A 19,430-nucleotide genomic window follows, 5' to 3' on the forward strand; every position below is an offset into this window, starting at 1 on the left:
TTCCCAGGCGAAGATTCCAGTGTAGGACAACACACCAACTCCGCCCTTAGTGCAGGTTGCTTGCAGGAACGGCTGCGTTCACGCAGCGCCGGGCTTGCCCCGGACCGTCCCGCGCCTCCCCTCATTCACCCTGTACCCGACTGCCCCGCCAGAGGAGGACCGCCATGAGTCTGACCGCCAGCGCACCCCTTGCCGACCTCGGCATCAAGACCGCCACCATTCACCTGAACCCCGGCGTGGACGACCTGTACGCGCACGCCACCCGCCTGGGCGAGGGCGTGCAGGCCGCCTGCGGCCCCCTGACCGTCCGCACCAACAAGACCGGCCGCAGCCCCAAAGACCGCTTTATCGTCGAGGACGACCTGACCCGCGACGCCGTGTGGTGGGGCGGATTCAACACGCCCATCAGCGGCGCGGTATTCGACCGCCTGCTGGACAAGATGACCCGCTACGCCGAAGGCAGGGAACTGTTCGTGCAGCAGGTGTACGCCGGCACGGACCCCCGCTACCGCATTGGGTGCCGCATGGTGACCGAGATGGCGTACCACTCGCTGTTCATTCACAACATGTTCGTGCAGCCCACCCCGGCCGAACGGGCGGACTTCCACGAGGACTGGACCGTGCTGAACATCCCGTCGTTCCGCGCCGATCCCACGCTGGACGGCGTGCGCAGCGACACGTTCATCATCATGAACTTCACGCGCCGCATGATCATCGCGGGCGGGACCCAGTACGCCGGCGAGAACAAGAAAGGCATCTTCGGCGTGCTGAACTTCCTGCTGCCCGATCAGGGCGTCATGCCCATGCACTGCTCGGCGAACGTGGGCGACGGTGGCGACGTGGCACTGTTCTTCGGCCTGAGCGGCACCGGCAAGACCACCCTGAGCGCCGACCCCAGCCGCCACCTGATCGGCGACGACGAGCACGGCTGGACCGATACGGGCATCTTCAACTTCGAGGGCGGCTGTTACGCCAAGGTCATCAAGCTGAACGCCGAGGCCGAGCCCGACATCTACCGCACCACCCGCACCTACGGCACCGTGCTGGAAAACGTGGTGCTGGACGGAGCAGGCAACCCGGACCTGAACGACGGCAGCCTGACCGAGAACACCCGCAGCGCCTACCCGATCAGCCAGATTCCGAACGTGCAACCCGGCAGTCTGGGCGGCCACCCCCGCAACGTGGTGTTCCTGACCGCCGACGCCTTCGGAGTGCTGCCGCCCATCAGCCGCCTGAGCGCCGAGCAGACCATGTACCAGTTCATCAGCGGCTTCACCGCCAAGATCCCCGGCACCGAGGACGGCGTGACCGAACCCAGCCCCACCTTCAGCACCTGCTTCGGCGCACCGTTCATGCCCCGACACCCCGGCGAGTACGCCCGCCTGCTGGCCCGCAAGGTGCAGGACAGCGGCGCGCGCGTGTGGCTGGTGAACACCGGCTGGACCGGCGGCATGTACGGCACGGGCCAGCGCATGAGCATCGCGCACACCCGCCGCCTGATCAGCGCCGCCCTGAGCGGCGAACTGGACAGCGCGACCTCCGAACGCGAACCGCACTTCGGGCTGGAGATCCCCACCGACGTGCAGGGCATTCCAGCGGGCGTCCTGAACCCCCGCGACGCCTGGGCCGACCCGCAGGCGTACGACGAGACGGCCCGGAAGCTGGCCCGGATGTTCCGCGAGAACTTCCGCCGCTTCGAGGACGGCGTGGATCCGGCCGTGACCGCCAGCATGCCCGACCCCGACGCCGCCCCACAGACCTGAATCCGCACACCGAAGAAGGCCCCCAGCCGATCGAGCTGGGGGCCTTCGCCTGTGCAGGATGAAGGTGATTATTCCTTGACGCCGCCGGACACGGTGCCGCCCACGAAGTAGTTCTGGAAGCCGTAGAACAGAGCAATGATCGGCAGGGCGCCCAGGGTGCTGGCGGCGGCGAACACGCCCCACTTGGTGCTGAACTGCCCGGTCGTGAACGAGCGCAGCATCACGCCGACCGTCCACTGTTCCACGCCAGTCAGCAGGACGTTCGCCAGGATGAACTCGGCGTACGTGCCGATGAACTGGTTCAGGAAGATGAACACCATGATCCCGCCCGACAGTGGCAGCACGACCTGCACGAAGGTCTGCCAGCGGGTCGCGCCGTCCACCATGGCGGCTTCCTCCAGCGATTCGGGCAGGCTTTCCACGTAGCCCTTGAAGATCCAGGTGTTGAAGGCGATGGCGCCGCCCGAGTAAGCCAGGATCAGGCCCGTGAAGGTGTTGCCCAGGCCCAGGTCCGTCAGGAGTTTGTACACGGCGACGAGCGCCAGGAACACCGGGAACATCTGGATGAAGATGAAGAACAGCAGCATCTGGAAACGGCCGGGGAAGCGCAGTCTCGCCATGGCGTACCCGGCGGTGGTGGACAGCAGGATCGCCAGGATGCCGGTCACGCCGGACACGAACAGGGTGTTGCGGACCGACAGCAGGAACTTGCTCTCGTTGCTGAATCCCGTGAACTGCGCGGGCGTCATGAACAGCACCAGCGCGGCCAGCGCGGCGATCACGACGCGCAGCGCCCAGGTGCGGGTGCGTTGCAGGCCCACGCTGTCACGCCCGAAACGGCCGACCAGCATCAGCAGCAGCAGCGTGGCGAGGGACGCGCCGCCCACGCCGGCCAGCAGCAGTTGCCAGCCGGGAATGGTGACACCCTCGAACAGCTTGGCGAAGTTCTCGGTGCTCAGCACGTCCAGGCGGGGCATCAGGCCGCTGCGGTACAGGATGTTGGGGTTCTCGAAATCCGGGAAGGCGAAGAGGCTGTTGCGCGGGTCGAAGGCGGCGATCAGCACGTACAGCAGCGGGTACACGGCGACCAGCACGACCAGGATCAGGAACAGGTGCGTGAGCTGGTCGCCCAGCACGGCGGCGTAACTGATGCGGCGGCCCGTGCGGGCCATGCCGATCCGCTGCCCCAGCAGGCTGGTCAGGGCCAGCACGCCGCTGGCGGCCAGCAGGAACAGCAGGAAGCGAACCCAGCCGCGTTCCACGAAGTAGATCGAGAAGCTCTTCTGGCGGCCTTTCATGTTCTCGACCAGCGCCTGCCCCAGCACGAGCAGGCCGATGATCAGGGCGGCCGTGACCAGCCACGGCAGCGCGCGGCGCAGCAGGCTGGGTTCACGGTGCACGTACCCGCCGGGCGGCAGGCCCGGGGTCTGGCCGGGTTTGTTGGGAGTGGCGGTCACTTGCGGGCCTCCTCGAACACGCCGGCGGCGCGGAAGTTCACGAGGCTGATGGCGAGGGTCAGGAAGAAGATGATCAGCGCAATGGCGCTGGCCAGCGCGAAGTTCTGCCCGCCGCTGGACACGAACGCGGTGTTGTACCCCCACGACAGCAGGATGTCGGTGCTCTGCGCGGTGCTTTCACGCCCTTCCTGGGCCGGGCCGCCCGCCGTAAGCAGGTAGATGATGCCGAAATTGTTGAAGTTGAACGCGAAGCCCGACAGCAGGATCGGCGTGAACGAGGTGCGCAGCAGCGGCAGCGTGATGTTGGTAATCTGCTGCCAGCGGCTGGCCCCGTCAATCTCGGCCGCCTCGTACAGGTCCTCGTTGATGGTGCTCAGGGCGCTGATGGTGGCGGTCATCATGTACGGGAAACCCAGCCACAGGTTCACGAGCAGGATGCTGACCTTCGCCCACAGCGGGTCGCCCAGCCAGGGCACGGCGGCGATACCAAGCAGGCCCAGAGTCTTGTTCACGATCCCGAACTGCTGGTTGAACAGCGCCACCCACATCTGCACGCTGATCACGGCGGGCACCGCCCACGGCAGGAACAGCAGCGTGCGGTACACGTTGCGGCCCTTCAGGCGTTTGTTGTACAGCAGGATGCCCAGGATCAGGCCGGCGAGGGCGTTGATGACGATGGTCGAGAAGGCGAACACCACGGTCCACAGGAACACGGGCCACAGGGCGCGGCTGGCCTTCCCGAAGATCTCCTGGAAGTTGGCGAGGCCCACGTACTCGAAGCGGTTGATGCGGGTGGCGTTCGCGACTGCCACCGTCTCCGGGACGGGCGCGGCGAGCGTGACGGTGTTGCCGCTGATCCCGCTGACCGCCTGGCGGTACGGGACGCTGGCTTCCTCGTCGTACAGGACGATGGTGGCGCCCGCGCAGGTGGGCGCGGCACACTTGAGGAACTCGGCGAGGTTCTGCCCCTGCTGCTCGGGCAGGGTCACGGTCAGGCGGTCGGCGCTGAGGGTCGCGGCGGTGCGCGAGGCGCTGTCCGGGTTGCCGCTGTTCGCGCCGCTGTAGTTGGTAAAGGCGTAGTTCACGGTCAGGATGACCGGCAGCACCGTGAATGCCAGGATGAACACCAGCGCGGGCAGCAGGTAGAACCAGTTGGTGATCCACGGGAACAGGCGGTAGGTCAGGGGCGTGAGGACCAGCAGGGTCAGCAGCGTGAAGATCAGGATGGTGTACGCGGGCGCGCCGGGCAGCACCTGGGCGGTCAGGCCGGACAGCAGCCAGCCGATCAGGAAGCTCACGCCGATCAGGACACTCAGGATCAGCAGGGCCAGGAAGACGCCGCGCGTTCCCTGGGGCGGCACGTTGGCTGGCCGGCGGCGGATGGGGGGGTGCATCGTGTGGGTCATGGGTGGGGAGAACCTCCCTGCGCGTGTGGGCAGGTGGAACCGCTACCGGAGCGGCGGGCAGAACGGGGCGGAGCGGACCTGGGTACCGGGCAGCCTACACCCTGGAGGGCCCTGCCGGGCCGACAAAGCGGCTGCCCCGCCCGGCCTCGGTGGGCGCGGCGGGGCAGCAGGCGGCGTTACAGGATCACTTGATGTTGCTGTTGATTTCCTGCACGGCCTTGTCGAGGATCTGGCCGTAGTTCTGGCCGGGCTTCTGGACGCTCTGCGCGATGGCGTTGCTCCAGGGGCCCCACACGGCGCCCATCTGCGGGACGTTGGGCATGGGGGTGCCGGCGCTGATGCTCTTGCCGAAGCCCACGACGACCGGATCGGCCTTCAGTTTGGTGCGGGCGCTGAGGCTGACGGGGATGCGGCCGCCGGCCTTGTTGAAGGCGACCTGCGCGTCGCTGGCGCTGATCTGGCGGGCGAAGGCGGCGGCAGCGGCCTTGTTCTTGCTGTAGGCGTTGAGCATGGTGCCCTGCACACCCACGAAGGGGCTCCACTTGCCGGTGGCGCCGGGAGGAGTGGGGAAGGTCATGATGCCGTAGTCGATGCCGGCTTTCTTGATGTCGCCCATGTCCCAGGGTCCGGTGAGGAACATGGCGAGGCGGCCGTCCACGAAGGCGCTCTTGGCGGCGCCGCCGTCCACGCCTTCAGGCACGAGGTTGTACTTGTAGCGCAGGTCGTTCAGGAAGGCGCTGGCCTTGTCGGCTCCGGCGTTGGCGAGGCCCACGTCCTTGGTGTTCAGGGTGCCGCCGGTGTTCTTGAAGACGTAGCCGCCGTACGCGCTGACGATCCCGTACTGCATGTAGGCGTTGCTGAGGTCGGCGAGGTAGCCGAATTTACCGCTGCTGGTGTTCTTCTGCGCGGCGGCCAGGAACGCACTCCAGGTGGTGGGGGCGCTGGGCACGAGTTTCTTGTTGTACACGACGGCGACCGCTTCGGCGAACATGGGGATGCCGAACAGTTTGCCCTGGTAGGTCAGGGCGCTGACGGCGGTCTTGTCGAGGTCGGTCTTGCTGGTGACGTACTTGTCCATCGGCTCGATGACGCCGGCGGCGGCCAGCTGGCCGAGGCGGTCCTGGGGCAGCGTGGTGATCAGATCGGGGCCCTGGCCCTTGGGGGCGCTCTGGATCAGCTTGTCGGGGATCTGGTCGAAGGGCACGCTGACGATGTTGACGGTGTTACCGGTTTTCGTCTTGTACTGGGCGGCCTGGGTGCGCAGCCACGCGAGTTCGGCGTCGCCGAAGTGCGTCCAGACGGTCAGGGTGGCGGCGCTGGCCTGGCTGATCAGCGCGAGCGAGAGAACGGTCAGTGCTTTTTTCATAGAGCTCCTTGAAGGACGGCGGCCTTGTGAACCGCTTCCAATTGGGGTTGATCCTGTTCCATCGGCGTTCCACGGAAGGAGCCTTCTGGAGGTGGCCGATTCGAGCGCTTTCGGCCGAATGAATTCTGATTGCTCGCGAAACAGTATAGGCCCGCACCGCCCGCTTGACAATGCCCTTGCGATTCAGGAAACGAGCGTGTCAGCCGCGCAAAAGTATGCTTCGCCACACCAAGTCCAAAAGATGCGAACGGTCAGGACGCAGCTGATGAATCCGGTGATTCCGAAAGGAGATGAGACACCAGCATACGTCACGCCGGCCCCGGCTGTCACCGCCCCCGATCCGTGGAACGGACCGGCCGGTTCCAGACCGCTCCCCACCACCGGCCGTCCGGTGACGCGGCCCGCAGACAGCCGTCCTTACCGGCCGGTCAGGGGCGGCGTATACTCCGCGCATGTCGGCCTCCCCCACTCCAGGCGCAGCCACGGGCCGCACGCGCCTCACGCTGTTCTTCACCATCTTCATCGCCATGCTGGGCCTGAGCGTCCTGTTCCCGATCATCGCGCCGCTGGGCCGGCAACTCGGCCTGACCGAAACGCAGACCGGCTGGTTCTCGACCGGCTACTCCCTGATGCAGTTCGTGTTCTCCCCCATCTGGGGAAACCGCAGCGAACGCCAGGGCCGCAAACCCATCCTGATCCTGGGCCTCGTCGGCTTTTCCATCAGCTTCGGCCTGTTCGGACTGCTGGCCGAACTGGGCCTGCAGGGCGTCCTGGGCGGCACGCTGCTGTTCGCGCTGCTGGTCGCCTCCCGCCTGATCGGCGGCGTCCTGTCGAGCGCCACCCTGCCCACCGCGCAGGCCATGATGGCCGACCTGAGCGACAAGAACGACCGCGCCGCCAGCCTCGGCCTGATCGGCGCGGCCTTCGGCCTGGGCGTCGTGTTCGGCCCCGCCATCGGCGCCCTCCTGAGCACCGTCAGCCTCACCGCGCCCATCTACTTCAGCACCGCCCTGGGCCTGATCACCGCCCTCGTCGCGTGGCGCACCCTGCCCGAAACGCGCCGCGCCGGCACCCCCGAACCCGCCGCCGGCAGCCGCCGCGCCCTGCTCCGCCAGGGAGCCATCCCGCTGTTCCTGGCCATCAGCGCCCTGAGCACCCTCGCCAGCGTCGGCATGGAACAGACCATCGGCTTCTACGTGCAGGACACCCTGGCCCTCACCCCGGAAGGCGCGGCCCGCACCGTCGGCGGCATGCTGACCATCTTCGGACTGGTCGCCGCGCTCGTGCAGGGCGGCGCGATCCGCCCCCTCGCCAGACGCTTTCCGACCACGCCGCTGATCGCCGCCGGGCTGCTGATCATGGCCGCCGGAATGTTCCTGCTGCCCGCCGGACAGAGCTTCTGGCCCATCACCCTGGCCCTGGCCGTCATCGGAATCGGCAGCGCCGTCCTGAGCCCCAGCCTCAGCGCCGCCCTGAGCCTCAGCGTCACCGAAGACCAGCAGGGCGCCGTCGCCGGACTGAACTCCAGCGCCCTCGCCCTGGGCCGCATGACCGGCCCCCTGATCGGTACCAGCCTGTACCAGGGCGCCAGCCACGCCGCCCCCTACCTCCTCAGCGGCGCCGTCCTGCTGGCCCTGCTCGCCTGGACGCTGATCGCCCGGCCCAGGGTGAGCAGCTGATGGCTGATGGCTGATGGCTGATGGCTGATGGCTGATGGCTGATGGCTGATGGCTGATGGTCAAGAGCGTGTGCGCGGCCGGGCCGCACATGTCAAGGCCACCCACTCCCCACCCTCCCCCCTTCCGGCGCGTACACTGCCAAGGTGAACGACGCTCCACGCCGCCCCTCTGCCCGCCCTGCCTCCGGTTCGTCCCGCGGTCCCCGCGAGGACCTGCCGGGGCCTTTCAATCCCGCGCGGGAGGTGGCGGTGCGGGTGCTGCTGCGCGTGCTGAACGGCGACGCGTTTGCGGCTCCGGCGCTGGATGACGCCCTGCAACAGGCGCGCCTGCCGGGCCGGGATTCGGGACTGGCGACGCACATCGTGTACGGCACTCTGCGGCACGCGCTCACGCTGGACCGCGCCCTGAGCCCCATGCTGAAGGGCGAGACACACCCGAAGACGCGGGCGGTGCTGATGGCCGGCGCGTTCGAGAAACTGTTCCTGGGCACCGCGCCGCACGCCGTGGCGAGCGAGTACGTGAACCTGGCGCGCGGGGCGCGGCTGGGGCCGCCCGGACTGGTGAACGCCGTGCTGCGCCGCGTGACGCTGCCCGACGCGACCGACGAGACCCGCACGGAACTGCCCGAGTGGCTGGCCGGGGTGTACCGCGCGGCGTTCGGTGAGCAGGCGGGCGCGGTCATGGCGGACCTGCTGCGCCCGCAACCGCTGTGGCTGAGCCTGTCGGAAGCGGGCGTGCGCGCCCTGGAGGAAGAGGGCAGCGTGGTGCATCCGGGCGTGCAGGGCGTGGACCGCGTGGAACTGGACCGCCCGCTGCGCCGCACCGCCGCGTACGAGAACGGGCAGGCCCAGCCGATCAACCCGGCCAGTCTGGCCTGCGTGGACGCGCTGGGCGACGTGAGCGGCGTGCGGGTGCTGGACCTGGCGGGCGGGGCGGGCGTGAAGGCCGCGATGCTCGCCACGCGCGGCGCGCAGGTCACCAGCGTGGACCTCGTGGCCCGCAAGCACGACGCGGCGCGCGGGAACCTGCGCCGCCTGGGCCTGAAAGCCGAGTTCGTGACGCACGACCTGACCGAACCCCTGACCCTGGAACCGGCGGCCGTGGTGCTGCTGGACGCCCCCTGCACCGGCAGCGGCACGCTGCGCAGCCACCCGGAAATCAAGTTGCGCCTCACGCCGGACGCCGTGCAGGAGATGGCGGCGTTGCAGGCACGGATGCTGCCGAACGCGGCGGCGCTGGTGCAGCCCGGCGGAACGCTGGTGTACTCGGTGTGTTCGGTCACGCCGCAGGAAGGGCCGGAGGTCGTGCAGGCCTTCCTGGACGCCCACCCGGACTTCGAGGCGCAGCCCGTGACGGGCGTCGAGGTGCCCACCGTCCCGGCGGGACCGGGCGTGCTGACCGTCCCGGACGGCGGCATCGACGGGTTCTTCATCGCGCGGATGGGACGCCGGACGTAAGCGGTAGGCAGCGCAGACCGGGCCGGGTACGCTGGGGGCATGACACTCCTGCGCCGGTCCGTCCTGCTGAGCCTGCTCCTGAGTCTCTCCCCCGGCGCCGCGCAGGCGCAGGCCCCGGCGAACTGCGCGCTGGCGAACGCCGTGGACAGCGGCACCTACGCCAACCTGACGATCAGCACGTGGTCTGAAGTCGATCAGGACAACGCCAGTTACAACTGGGCCGAGTGCCGCGCCGCCGCGCTGCGCCGCACCCTGACCGGCAACCCGAAACTCAGCGCCCGGATCGACACGCTGCGAAGGCAGTACCGCGAGATGCGCGCCATCGAGAGCGAACTGGCGGGCACGCGCGCCGGGGGCGGCACCCTGTACGCACACGCCGTCCCCCGGTCCTACGCGTTCCTGGAAGAGCAGATCGGGAGTCTGGCGGCGCTGGCCCGCAGCCCCCTCGGCGGGCAGACGGGCGCCCTGTACGCGCGGCAGGTCACGCAGGCCCGCGCGGACCACGCGGCGTACATCGCGGCCTTGCGCCGCTACCGCCCCGGCCCGGACGAGGATTACGTGCAGTTCGACCCGGCCGACTGGAAGGCCCGCGTGGACCGCTACGAGGCGCTCGGGAAGGCGATCATGCTCACGCTCGGCAGCCGCAATGACGCCGCGACCGCCACCGGGTACGCCATCCTGACCAGCCCGGTGTTCGGCGCCGACAGCGAGTACTGATCGCCCCTACGGACGGGCGGCGCGCCGCAGATGACTCCACAGGTCACCCTCCAGCGCGGCGACCCACACCGGGGGCATGTCGCTGAACTGCGCGGCACTGAGGGTCACGACCCGTTCGCCGTTCGTCAACACGGTGAAGGCCTGCGCGGGGCCGATCAGCGGAGGCTGGGCCGCCCAGCCCTGCGCGGCCGCCTGTGCCAGCCAGTGCGTGAACGCCGCGCGGATGTCCGTGCCCGGCGGCAACAGGACGTGCGGTGCTCCCTGCGGTTCCGGCCAGGACACGCCGGGCGGGGCACCCAGGTTCAGGCCCGGCCCTGCGGCCGCGTGCCCTGACCGGGGCAGCAGCGGCAGGTCCAGCGTTCCGCCATCCGAGCTGACCATGACCAGCAGGGACTCCTCCCCCACCCCGAACAGGTCGGCAGGCACGCCGAAGCCCACGGCACCCGTCGGCACGGACGGGCACCCGGCCGCCAGCAGCGCGGCGCGGATACCGGCCAGCGCCCGCCACTGTCCGTGCGGGTCAGTCGGGCCGCGCAGACGCACGAAAGTCTCGTCCGCCCGGTCACGGTACACGCCCAGCGGGGTCACGCCCGCCGGCCACACCACGCCGCGCAGCGGGGCAGGCAGGTCCGCCACGCGCCGCCGGGGCCAGCGCAGCGGCGGGAACAGCAATCCCAGCGCCAGCCGCAGCCGGGCCAGCCGGGCAGGTCCCCACATCGCCTGACGGCCACCTATCACCGCCGGATACCCGAACGTCCAGCCCCGTTCACGCTTCATGCTCGCAGTGTAAAACCGGGCCGCACACGGCGACCCGGCAGGTGAAGCCCGAAGGGTTGTACGGACTCCGATTGAATGGGTTGCAAAACCCGTTCAATCCGAGCGGATGTGAGTGGGAGTCAAGCGGGTTCCGGACGTGGAGCTGGCAATCCGGTGAAGTTCCGGATTGTTAGCGAAACAAACGGAATCCGTATTACTCGCCCAGCGCGGCGTCGAGGGCGATCTCGATCATGGCGTTGAAGGTCAGCTGGCGTTCCTCGGCGGTGGTTTCCTCGCGGGTGACGAGGTGGTCGCTGATGGTCAGGACGGTCAGGGCCTTCACTCCGTGCTTGGCGGCCAGGGTGTACAGCCCGGCGGCCTCCATCTCGACGGCCAGCACGCCGAAGTCCGCCCAGATTTTGTACTGGTCGAAATCGTCGTGGTAGAAGGTGTCGCTGCTCATGATGTTCCCGACGTGCGTGGTGTGGCCGCGCTCGCGGGCGATCTGGTAGGCGCGCATCAGCAGGTCGAAGTCCGCGATGGGGGCGAAGTTCTTAGCGCCGAAGCGGATGTTGTTGATGTTGCTGTCCGTGCAGGCCGCCTGCGCCAGGACGATGTCTCGCACGTGCACGTTCTCCTGGTAGCTGCCGGCGGTGCCGACGCGGATCAGGTTCTTGCAGCCGTACTGCGTGATCAGTTCGCTGACGTAGATCATGGAGCTGGCGATGCCCATGCCGGTGCCCTGCACGCTGACGCGTTTGCCCTTGTACGTGCCGGTGTAGCCGTGCATGCCGCGCACGGTGTTGTGCAGGACGGGGTCCGTGAGGAAGGTCTCGGCGATGTGCTTGGCGCGCAGCGGGTCGCCCGGCAGGAGGACGGTCTCGGCAATCTGGCCCGGTTCGGCGTTCAGGTGAATACTCATGCCTTACAGGCTAACAGGCGCGTGCGGGAGGATCGTCCGGGCAGCTCCGGGACGGGGGATCCGGGGCGCTCAATCGGAGTTCAGCAGGTGGGCGCGGACTGCGGCCAGGAAGGCAGCGGGGTCGCTGGTGCTGCCCTGCGCGAGGTCGGGTCGGCCTCCGCCCTTGCCGCCGCTGGCCGTCAGCGCGGCGCGCAGCAGCCCTCCGGCGTTCACGTCGGGGTGGGCGCTCCCGATGCCCACGCGCCCCGCGTCGGTGACGGCCACGACGACCTCGCCGGGTTTCAGGTCGGTCAGGGCGGGCAGCAGACCGGCCGGGTCGGGCAGCGTCACGGGGCGCAGGGTTACCGGGCGCAGGGTCACGGTTCCGTGCGTCTCCGTGGGCGCGGCGTCCCGCAGGGTGCGGGCGTGCGCGGCGTGCAGGGCGTCCAGCTGCGCGGCCAGCGCGGCCCGCTCGGTGCTCAGTGCCTCGACCCGTCCGGGCAGGCGCTCGACCGGCACGCTGAACTCCACGGCCAGTCTGCGGGCGTCGGCGTACACGCCGCTCAGGTGCGCGGCGGCTTCCTCGCCCGCCATGAAGGTCACGCGGGTCACGCCGCCCCGCACGCGCTCGGTGCGCAGGATCACGACGGGCGCGGCCATGGCGGCGCGCGGGACGTGCGTGCCGCCGCAGGCGCTCACGTCGAACGGCTCGCCCTGCCGGTCCCGGAAGATCACGAGGCGCACGTCCCCGCTGACCTTCGTCTCGCGGCGCAGCGGGTAGAGGTGCAGGGCATGGTCCGGCACGACCGGCGTGTCCAGGGTCAGGTCGGTGCGCCCCAGCGTCTCGCGCAGCAGCGCCTCGGCGGCCCGCACGTGCACCTCGGCCGGGTCGCCGCGCAGGTCCAGGGTGCATTCGGGGCCGGTCATGTTCACGGCGTCCACCGTGAATGCCGGGTTCACGCGCACGAACGCCTGGGCCAGCAGGTGCTCGGCGCTGTGCCGTTGCGAGTGCCGCCAGCGCCGCGCGGCGTCCACCTCGCCCGTGACCGGCGTGCCGACCGGGGGGGCGCCGGCGTCCAGGGTGTGCCAGATCAGGCCGGTGGTCTTCTCCTTGCGGCTGTGCGTCACGGTTGCCTCGCGGGGCTCGCCGCTTTCGCCTGCCCAGCGCAGGGTGCCGGTGTCGGCGGCCTGCCCGCCCGCTTCCGGGTACAGGGCCGTGGCGTCCAGCGCCACCTCGTGCCCGGCGGCGTGCGTGACCTGCGCGGTGAACAGGAGGTCGTGGGAAACGTGGTACAGGGCGCGGGTCATGCCGGACAGGGTACGGCACGGGGGGTCCTCGCGCCTGCACCGGCCTGAGCCCCGACAGACCTGAAGGCCATTTAAAGCCCCTTTCAAGATCCGTTCAACACTTCATTTCGGCAGCGTCAGATTCGATTCCCTACACTGGTCACATTCAACGGGACGCTGCTGGATCACAAGACCGACCGTGAATACCGAACGTCCATTCCCTGCATTCAGCGTCCGGTCCCTATACCGGAACAGGAGGTCATCATGTCGAACTTCACCATCTATATGATCGGAATCGTGGTGCTGATCGTGGCACTGTTCATCGCCGGCAACGCCTTCGCCTGGCCGCAGTCGTACACCCTGATCGGCGCCGTGGTGCTGCTCGGTCTGGGCATCCTGGCGGGCGTGACCAGCACCAAGCGCCGTGACCCCCCGGCCGGTGACCCACCCAGCGGCACGCCCCCCGTCCGCTAACACCAACCATCACCAGATGAAACCGCCCCGGCTTCAGGCTGGGGCGGTTTCATGTTGTGCGGGGCTGTGCGGCACTCATACGGACTCGGATTGAAGGGGCTACAAAGACCCTTCAATCCGAGCGGATGCGACTCGTAGAGCTGCCCCGCAGAGTGGGAGTCAAGCGGGTTCCGGACGTGGAGCTGGCAATCCGGTGAAGTCCCGGATTGTCAGCGAAACAAACGGAATCCGTATCAGCCTTTCAGGGCCTGCCACGCGGCGTTCACGGCGGCGCCCCGCTCGAAGGGCACGCCCAGGGCCGCGAAGGCGTCCTCCAGAATCCCGGCGATGCCCAGGGCGTCGTAACGGTCGGCGTAACCCATGGTGCTCACGCGGAACACGGTGTCCTCATGGGGGGCCTGTCCGGGCAGGGCGCGCTGGCCCATGTCGGCCAGTTGCGCGGCTACCTGACGGCCGGTGATGCCAGCCGGGGGTGTCAGGACCGCGACAGCCGGGCTGGTGCGCGGAGCCCAGGCGGGCGCGCCCAGCGCGGTTCCGGCGGCGATCAGGGCGTCGGTCTTGCGGCGCTGCTCGGCCCACAGGACCTCGTGCGGCACGCTCAGCAGGCGGTCCAGGGCGGTGCTCAGGGCGTAGATCAGGTTGATGGCGGGCGTCTGCGGGGTGCTGCCGGCCTTCTGCCCGGCCAGTTCGCGGGTCATGTCGAGGTAGAAGGCGTTGCCCGGATTGCGGATCATGCGCGCCTGCACCTCGGGGCTGAACAGCACGAAGCCCAGGCCCGGCGGGGTTGCGGTGCCCTTCTGGCTGCCGGAGACGATCACGTCCACGCCCCAGGCGGCGGGACGCAGTTCGGCCACGCCGTACGACGTGATGCAGTCGGCAATGATGATCAGGTCCGGGTTCTGGGCCTTCGCGGCGCCCGCGATGGCTTCCAGGTCGTGCAGGGCGCCCGTGCTGGTTTCGCTGTGCGTGATCAGCAGCGTGTGCGCGCCGCGTGCGGCGTCCGCGACCTCCTGCGGGTCGAGCACCTCGCCCCAGGGCCGGGCCACCAGTGCCGTGTCGTATCCGAAGCGCTGCGCCATCTCGCCCCAGCGTTCGCTGAACTTCCCGGCCTGGGCGTTCACGACCCGCGCGCCGGGCGGGGTGGTACTCAGCAGCGCGCCCTCGAACGCGCCGGTGCCGCTGCTGGTCGTGATGACCGCGTCGTAGGGGTCACCCAGCAGCTGCGTGAGCTTGGCGCGGGCCTCCATCAGCTTGTCGATACCGGCCTGGGCGCGGTGGTGCATCTGCGGCTGCGCCAGCTGTGCCAGCACGTCCGGCGCGACCTCGACCGGGCCGGGGGCGATCAGGCGGGTGCGGTTCAGGGGCGTGTGCTGCGTCGGGAGTGCGTCGCTCATGCCCCGCATGGTAGCCCCCGCCGCCGCCGGCCGGGCAGCGCTGTGCAGCGGAGTACCGCGCCCGTACCGGGGTGCTGATCCAGCCTGCCCCCCCGGCGGGTGTATGCCCTGCGGATGTGAGAATCCGCATCCTCATGCGGCAGATCGTGAGGACAGTGTGCAGTTCTCATGATGTAGTGGGCTGAAGATGTTGAGACTTTCCTCACCCATTACCCTCTCCCGCCGGTTTCGCACCGCCCTCCTGACCGCCGCCCTGAGTGGCCTGGGCGCAGGAACCGCCGCTCACGCCCAGGCGACCGTGCCGCTGCCCGCGGCGCCCACCGGCACGCCCCCGGCCCCCGCCACCGGCAGCGGCGTGACCCTGCCGGGCGGCGCAGTCCTCAGCCCCGACCTGATGGTCAGCAGCGCCGACGTGTTCGCCCAGCTCGTGCAGGCCGACTTCCTGAGCTGCGGGCAGGAATCGCGGCGCGACGCGACGCTGGATGAGGTCGCCGCGCGGGTCCTGCGGGGCTTCCCACTGAAAACCGAACTGAGCGGCGCCCAGTACCCCGCCAAACGCTCGGCGCAGTTCACGCTCCCGAAACTCGGGAAGGTCAGGGCCGTCGCGGACGCCCTGGCCAACCAGTGCGGGCACCGCGTCGGCTTCAGCCGCTTCGGGGTGGCCGTGCAGGGCGGACGCGCCGCGCTGGTGTACGTGCAGCCCGCGCAGTTGGACCTCAGCGACCCGCGCGAGTGGATGGTGCGGTTCATGAACATCACCAACGAGGCCCGCCGGCATGGCCAGCGCTGCGGGGACAGGCTGTTCGGCACGACCGGCCCGCTCGTCTGGCACGAACCCCTGGCCCTGAGCGCCCAGATGCACGTCGACGACATGATCCGCCTGAACTTCCGGGGGCACGTGAATCCCGAAACCGGCAGCGAACCCCTGGAGCGCGCCCGTCAGCACGGCTTCACGGGTGAAGTGGCCGGCGAGAACGCCGCGTACGACGCGATCACCCCCGAACAGGCGCTCGACACCTTGCTGAAAAGCCCCGGCCACTGCCGCACCCTCATGGACCCCGAATGGACCCAGTTCGGCGCGGCCGTGGGCAACGGCACCCCCACCAACACCTTCGCCAACTACTGGGTGCAGGCCTTCGGCCGCTGATACGGACTGCCAGCCGCGCCGCGTGGCATAGTCGGGCGCATGACGTTCTCCGACCTTGATCCGCGGACCCTGACGACCCTGGGGACCGAGGGGGCGCTGGAGGCGGCGGCCAGTCCGCGCGCCTCGGCGGACCTGCTGAGCGGCCTGTCGGCCCACCCGGACTCGCGCGTCAGGGCGCTGGTGGCCCGGCACCCGAACACCCCCACCGACATCCTGGGCGCGCTGGCCGCCGCGTACCCGGCCGACGTGCTGGCCAACCCCGGCCTGCCGCTGATGAGACTGGCCCGCCCGAACCTGCTGTCCTCGTTCCCGGCGGACAGCGTGATCGCGCTGCTGAACGCGGACGGCTCGCCCGGCTGGGTGGCAGACGCTGCGCTGCGCCACGAGGACTACGCGGTCCGCACGGCCCTGGCCGCCCGCCCCGACCTGAGCGAGGCGCGCGTGGCGGCGCTGGCCGTGGACGCCGGCTGGCAGATCCGTGAAGCCGTCGCGCGCCGCGAGGACCTGCCCGAACCGCTGGCGCGGCAACTGGCCGCCGACGACGACTACGACGTGCGCAAGGCCGTCGCGCTCCGCACGGACCTGCCCGGCGACACCCTGCGCACCCTGGTCGGCGACTCGCACGGACTGGTCCGCGCCAGCGCGGCCCGGCGACTGGACCTGCCGCTCGACTGCATCCTGACCCTCGGGACCGACAGCGACCCGGACGTCCTGGCCACCCTGGCCCGCCGCGTGGACCTGCCCCGCAGCGTCCGCGAGTGGCTCGCCACGCACGACCAACCGACCGTGCGCGCCGCCGCCCTGCAGGGCTGGACGGTCCCCGCCGCGTGGCTGGACCGCGCCGAGCTGGACGCCGACCCGGACGTGCGCGCCGCCCTGGCCCGCCGCCCCGACACGCCCCCCGCCACGCTGACCCGACTGGCCGCCGACGAGACCGAAACGGTGCGCCGCGCCGTGCTGGAACGCAACGACCTGCCCGACGAGGCCGTCCTGACGCTGGCCCGCGCGCCCGAACAGGACATCCGCCTGCACGTCGCCAGCGCCGAGCACCTCAGCCCGGCCGTCCTGGCTGCCCTGATCGGCGACCCGGACCCGAACGTGCGGACCGTCCTCGCCGTGCGGCCCGACCTGAGCGGCGACCTGCTGTCCCGACTGGCCGCCGACCCGAACCCCGAGGTGCGCCGCGCCGTCGCGTACGCCCCCGCCACCAATGCGGACATCCTGACCCGGCTGGCCGGCGACCCGAACGCCGGCGTGCGCCGCGCCGCCGCGCACCACCCCAACCTCCCGGAAGGCACGCACGCCGCCCTGGCCGCCGACCCGGACGACGGCGTGCGCCTCGCCCTCGCCGGACGCACCGACCTCTCCCCCACCCTGCGCGAACGCCTGCGCGCCGACCCGGACGCCAGCGTACGCGCCGAAGCGAGCGCATAACCGATATCCGCCTGCCCCTGGGTAACGTGAAATTCAGCGTGCGGGTCGCCATCCTCTGCACGCGCGGCGACACGCTCCTCACGAACACCGAGCCCGGCATCGGCTTTCACTACCTGCCCGGCGGGGCCCTCACCACCGGCGAGGACTCCGCCGCCGCCCGCGAATGGACGGAAGAAACAGGCCTGCCCCCCGGCCCACTGCGACTGGTCGGCGTGGTCGAGAACTTCTTCGGCCCCCCCGACCGCCGCCAGCACGAGATCGGCTTCTACTACCACACACCCGCCCCACCGGAACTGCCGGACAGCCCATTCACCGTGCAGGACAACCCCGGCGTGACCTGCCACTGGCTCCCACTGAACGCCACAGAATTTACCCCGGTCTACCCACTGGTCATCCGCGACCTGCTGGACGTTCCACCCGGCGAAATCCGCCACATCATCAACCACGAAGAGTAACAGCGCGAACCTGCGCCAGCGCCGCCCGTGCCGAAGCCCGCACCCGACTTCACGAACTCCGCCCCGGCCCGCACCACCGCCGCCGTCGCCTCCCGCTTCTGCCCACCCGACAGGAAGCACGTCAGGGTGGTCACGTTCAGCACGGCACCCCAGCCGTGCCATGGGGCTGTGGCGGTTCCCGAAGGACCCGGACATTTCACTGACGAACAACGCAGCGGAACAGAGCCTGCGGACGATGGTGATGGCAAGGAAGGTCTCGCAGTGCAGCAAAAATGCAGTGGGCGCGCAGACGTACATGCGGATCAAGTCCACCGTGGAGACCGCGCGGTTGCGCGGTCAGGACCCCGTCGCGGTCCTGACTGGACTCATGCGCTGACTGGGCGCTTGCGCTTTCGACCGACCGCTAATCACAGACGGCGAAAGTTGTGATCAGAGGTGGAAGAAGCCCTACGACCATCCCGAATGACGCACAGACCAGTAATCTTCCGAGCGAATCTTAGAGTACTCTTCTAAAGAAATTGATTTCTCGGCATGAAACTGTCTTTCACGCCGAGAAATCTCTACAGGAGGTGTTGATGCCTTTTTTCCCAACCATGTTTGGCCTAATGAACATTGACCGACTGGCACGCGGTTTACTCGATTTACAATCCCTGGAGAAGTATGCCCCTGAGGAAGATACACCCGGTCATCATTCTTACCCGGCCGAGTGGCATAGGCATAAACCCCTGCATGAGCTTGCGAAGAGTCTAGCGGATGACCTTGTGTGGCTGAATGAACGCGGCGTTTCTATGGAGGATGGATCAGAGCTGCAAGTGGACGACTTTGAACGCGCCATAAAATTCCTGCTCCGTGGCTCAAGCGATTTGGACGACTACATTGCCGTTGAGATCGCTGAGGATGACCAACTCCCCTTAACCTTAGAGCAACGTAGACACTGGGCTGTTGCCCATATAACTTTCCATGGCGACGGTTGGAATTGGAAGTTCAATTTAGGAGATACGCATCCGGCTCACCAGACGATGCAGACATTTCTGACTGCTGTGCAGCCAATGCACTGCTCAGTGATTGCAAACGTTGTTGCTCCATCGAACCCTGACCATATCCCTTACTATTTTCCTAGATACTGGACAAGGGTTTCGCGAAACTGTTTTCTTGGTCCAGAACTCACGCGGCGCCTTCCAGCAGCCCTCCTGACCGTTGAGGCTGGGCTAGCATACGTGGCGCGCCTGGGTGAGGGTGTCTGGATTACTCTGCTAGGTGATGACCGCTCCCGGGACGAAGCCGTAGAGGAACGCCATCGTCAGGCCGTGGAGCGTCTTAATGCTTTTATGCCGCCCGCTTCGCCTTTTGATCCTTCTCGTTGGTAAAAGACGGCCTAAAAGGCGCCTGAAAAGGGCTTTGGCAAGGATGTTGCTAGTTGACGCAACGTCAAGCGGATCATGACTTATTGACAACGGCGTAAGCTGACATTGCCCAGCATTACCCTGGGCTGTGAGAACGCTGGCTAGAACGTATTGCGTGCCAGCACAGGTGATGCGGATTTACGCCGGTATCAATAATACGTGTGGGCTTCGCTGACGGTGAGGTTGAACATCTCGCGCGTCTGCTGCACGGTGGTGACGTTGGCGACGTTGGCGACCAATCCGGTGGTGCCGTCGGCCTGCTTGATCGTATCCCCGATCTTGAGGTGTCCCGCGCCCACCCAGTTCCGGCTCAGGTCGCGGTGACCTTCCGGCG

18 protein-coding genes are annotated in these 19,430 nt (G+C 68.6%); 10 read left to right on the forward strand and 8 right to left on the reverse strand.

Features of this window, described 5'->3' with window-relative positions:
* Positions 1 to 164: 164 nt before the first annotated feature.
* Positions 165 to 1,763: a phosphoenolpyruvate carboxykinase (ATP) gene (pckA, locus tag BXU09_RS00320; protein ID WP_078299452.1), complete on the forward strand. Its 1,599-nt coding sequence runs from the start codon at positions 165 to 167 to the stop codon at positions 1,761 to 1,763.
* Positions 1,764 to 1,831: 68 nt separating this feature from the next.
* On the opposite strand, the gene BXU09_RS00325 is transcribed toward pckA, so the two are convergent.
* From BXU09_RS00325 to BXU09_RS00335, 3 genes are all read right to left on the reverse strand, one after another.
* Positions 1,832 to 3,220, reverse strand: a complete 1,389-nt coding sequence (locus tag BXU09_RS00325; protein ID WP_078299456.1) for a sugar ABC transporter permease — start codon at positions 3,218 to 3,220, stop codon at positions 1,832 to 1,834.
* Entirely contained in the window at positions 3,217 to 4,626 is a 1,410-nt protein-coding gene (locus BXU09_RS00330; protein WP_078299459.1) for an ABC transporter permease subunit, read from the reverse strand. Before BXU09_RS00330 ends, BXU09_RS00325 begins: the two co-directional genes overlap by 4 nt.
* 184 nt (positions 4,627 to 4,810) lie before the next feature.
* A complete protein-coding gene (locus BXU09_RS00335) occupies positions 4,811 to 5,992 on the reverse strand; it encodes an extracellular solute-binding protein (RefSeq protein WP_078299462.1) in 1,182 nt (393 codons plus the stop codon).
* A gap of 452 nt (positions 5,993 to 6,444) precedes the next feature.
* Here BXU09_RS00335 and BXU09_RS00340 point away from each other — a divergent pair, with 452 nt between their 5' ends.
* The 3 genes from BXU09_RS00340 (at position 6,445) to BXU09_RS00350 (ending at position 9,845) form a co-directional block, all read left to right on the forward strand.
* Entirely contained in the window at positions 6,445 to 7,671 is a 1,227-nt protein-coding gene (locus BXU09_RS00340; protein WP_078299466.1) for an MFS transporter, read from the forward strand.
* Between the two features lie 248 nt (positions 7,672 to 7,919).
* Positions 7,920 to 9,128, forward strand: coding sequence for an RsmB/NOP family class I SAM-dependent RNA methyltransferase (locus BXU09_RS00345; protein WP_240501291.1), 1,209 nt, complete (start codon positions 7,920 to 7,922; stop codon positions 9,126 to 9,128).
* Between the two features lie 39 nt (positions 9,129 to 9,167).
* Positions 9,168 to 9,845 (forward strand): hypothetical protein, encoded by a 678-nt coding sequence (locus BXU09_RS00350; protein WP_078299469.1) that lies wholly within the window; start codon positions 9,168 to 9,170, stop codon positions 9,843 to 9,845.
* Between the two features lie 6 nt (positions 9,846 to 9,851).
* On the opposite strand, the gene BXU09_RS00355 is transcribed toward BXU09_RS00350, so the two are convergent.
* The 3 genes from BXU09_RS00355 to BXU09_RS00365 all read right to left on the reverse strand — a co-directional run bounded on the left by BXU09_RS00355 (position 9,852) and on the right by BXU09_RS00365 (position 12,810).
* Positions 9,852 to 10,622, reverse strand: a complete 771-nt coding sequence (locus tag BXU09_RS00355) for a hypothetical protein (RefSeq protein ID WP_144011908.1) — start codon at positions 10,620 to 10,622, stop codon at positions 9,852 to 9,854.
* A gap of 193 nt (positions 10,623 to 10,815) precedes the next feature.
* Positions 10,816 to 11,523, reverse strand: a complete 708-nt coding sequence (deoD, locus tag BXU09_RS00360; protein ID WP_078299475.1) for a purine-nucleoside phosphorylase — start codon at positions 11,521 to 11,523, stop codon at positions 10,816 to 10,818.
* Between the two features lie 69 nt (positions 11,524 to 11,592).
* Positions 11,593 to 12,810: a DHHA1 domain-containing protein gene (locus BXU09_RS00365; RefSeq protein ID WP_078299479.1), complete on the reverse strand. Its 1,218-nt coding sequence runs from the start codon at positions 12,808 to 12,810 to the stop codon at positions 11,593 to 11,595.
* Positions 12,811 to 13,053: 243 nt separating this feature from the next.
* Between BXU09_RS00365 and BXU09_RS00370 the strand changes: the two genes are divergently transcribed.
* Positions 13,054 to 13,263, forward strand: coding sequence for a hypothetical protein (locus tag BXU09_RS00370; RefSeq protein ID WP_055363254.1), 210 nt, complete (start codon positions 13,054 to 13,056; stop codon positions 13,261 to 13,263).
* 233 nt (positions 13,264 to 13,496) lie between these two features.
* On the opposite strand, the gene BXU09_RS00375 is transcribed toward BXU09_RS00370, so the two are convergent.
* Complete coding sequence (locus BXU09_RS00375) at positions 13,497 to 14,657, reverse strand: aminotransferase class V-fold PLP-dependent enzyme (protein WP_078299482.1); 1,161 nt, start codon at positions 14,655 to 14,657, stop codon at positions 13,497 to 13,499.
* A gap of 187 nt (positions 14,658 to 14,844) precedes the next feature.
* On the opposite strand from BXU09_RS00375, the gene BXU09_RS00380 reads away from it, so the two are divergent.
* The 5 genes from BXU09_RS00380 (at position 14,845) to BXU09_RS20015 (ending at position 19,060) form a co-directional block, all read left to right on the forward strand.
* A complete protein-coding gene (locus BXU09_RS00380; protein WP_078299486.1) occupies positions 14,845 to 15,804 on the forward strand; it encodes a CAP domain-containing protein in 960 nt (319 codons plus the stop codon).
* A 39-nt stretch (positions 15,805 to 15,843) separates the two neighbouring features.
* Complete coding sequence (locus BXU09_RS00385) at positions 15,844 to 17,238, forward strand: hypothetical protein (protein ID WP_078299489.1); 1,395 nt, start codon at positions 15,844 to 15,846, stop codon at positions 17,236 to 17,238.
* 26 nt (positions 17,239 to 17,264) lie between these two features.
* Positions 17,265 to 17,693 carry an NUDIX domain-containing protein gene (locus BXU09_RS00390; RefSeq protein WP_240500856.1) on the forward strand — a complete coding sequence of 143 codons (429 nt, stop codon included), beginning with the start codon at positions 17,265 to 17,267 and terminating at the stop codon, positions 17,691 to 17,693.
* Positions 17,694 to 17,853: 160 nt separating this feature from the next.
* A complete protein-coding gene (locus tag BXU09_RS00395; protein WP_240500857.1) occupies positions 17,854 to 18,069 on the forward strand; it encodes a transposase in 216 nt (71 codons plus the stop codon).
* A 199-nt stretch (positions 18,070 to 18,268) separates the two neighbouring features.
* A complete protein-coding gene (locus tag BXU09_RS20015; RefSeq protein ID WP_144011910.1) occupies positions 18,269 to 19,060 on the forward strand; it encodes a hypothetical protein in 792 nt (263 codons plus the stop codon).
* 185 nt (positions 19,061 to 19,245) lie between these two features.
* On the opposite strand, the gene BXU09_RS00400 is transcribed toward BXU09_RS20015, so the two are convergent.
* Positions 19,246 to 19,395 (reverse strand): hypothetical protein, encoded by a 150-nt coding sequence (locus BXU09_RS00400; RefSeq protein ID WP_240500859.1) that lies wholly within the window; start codon positions 19,393 to 19,395, stop codon positions 19,246 to 19,248.
* Between the last annotated feature and the right edge of the window lie 35 nt (positions 19,396 to 19,430).

Source organism: Deinococcus sp. LM3, from assembly GCF_002017875.1.
GTDB lineage: Bacteria > Deinococcota > Deinococci > Deinococcales > Deinococcaceae > Deinococcus.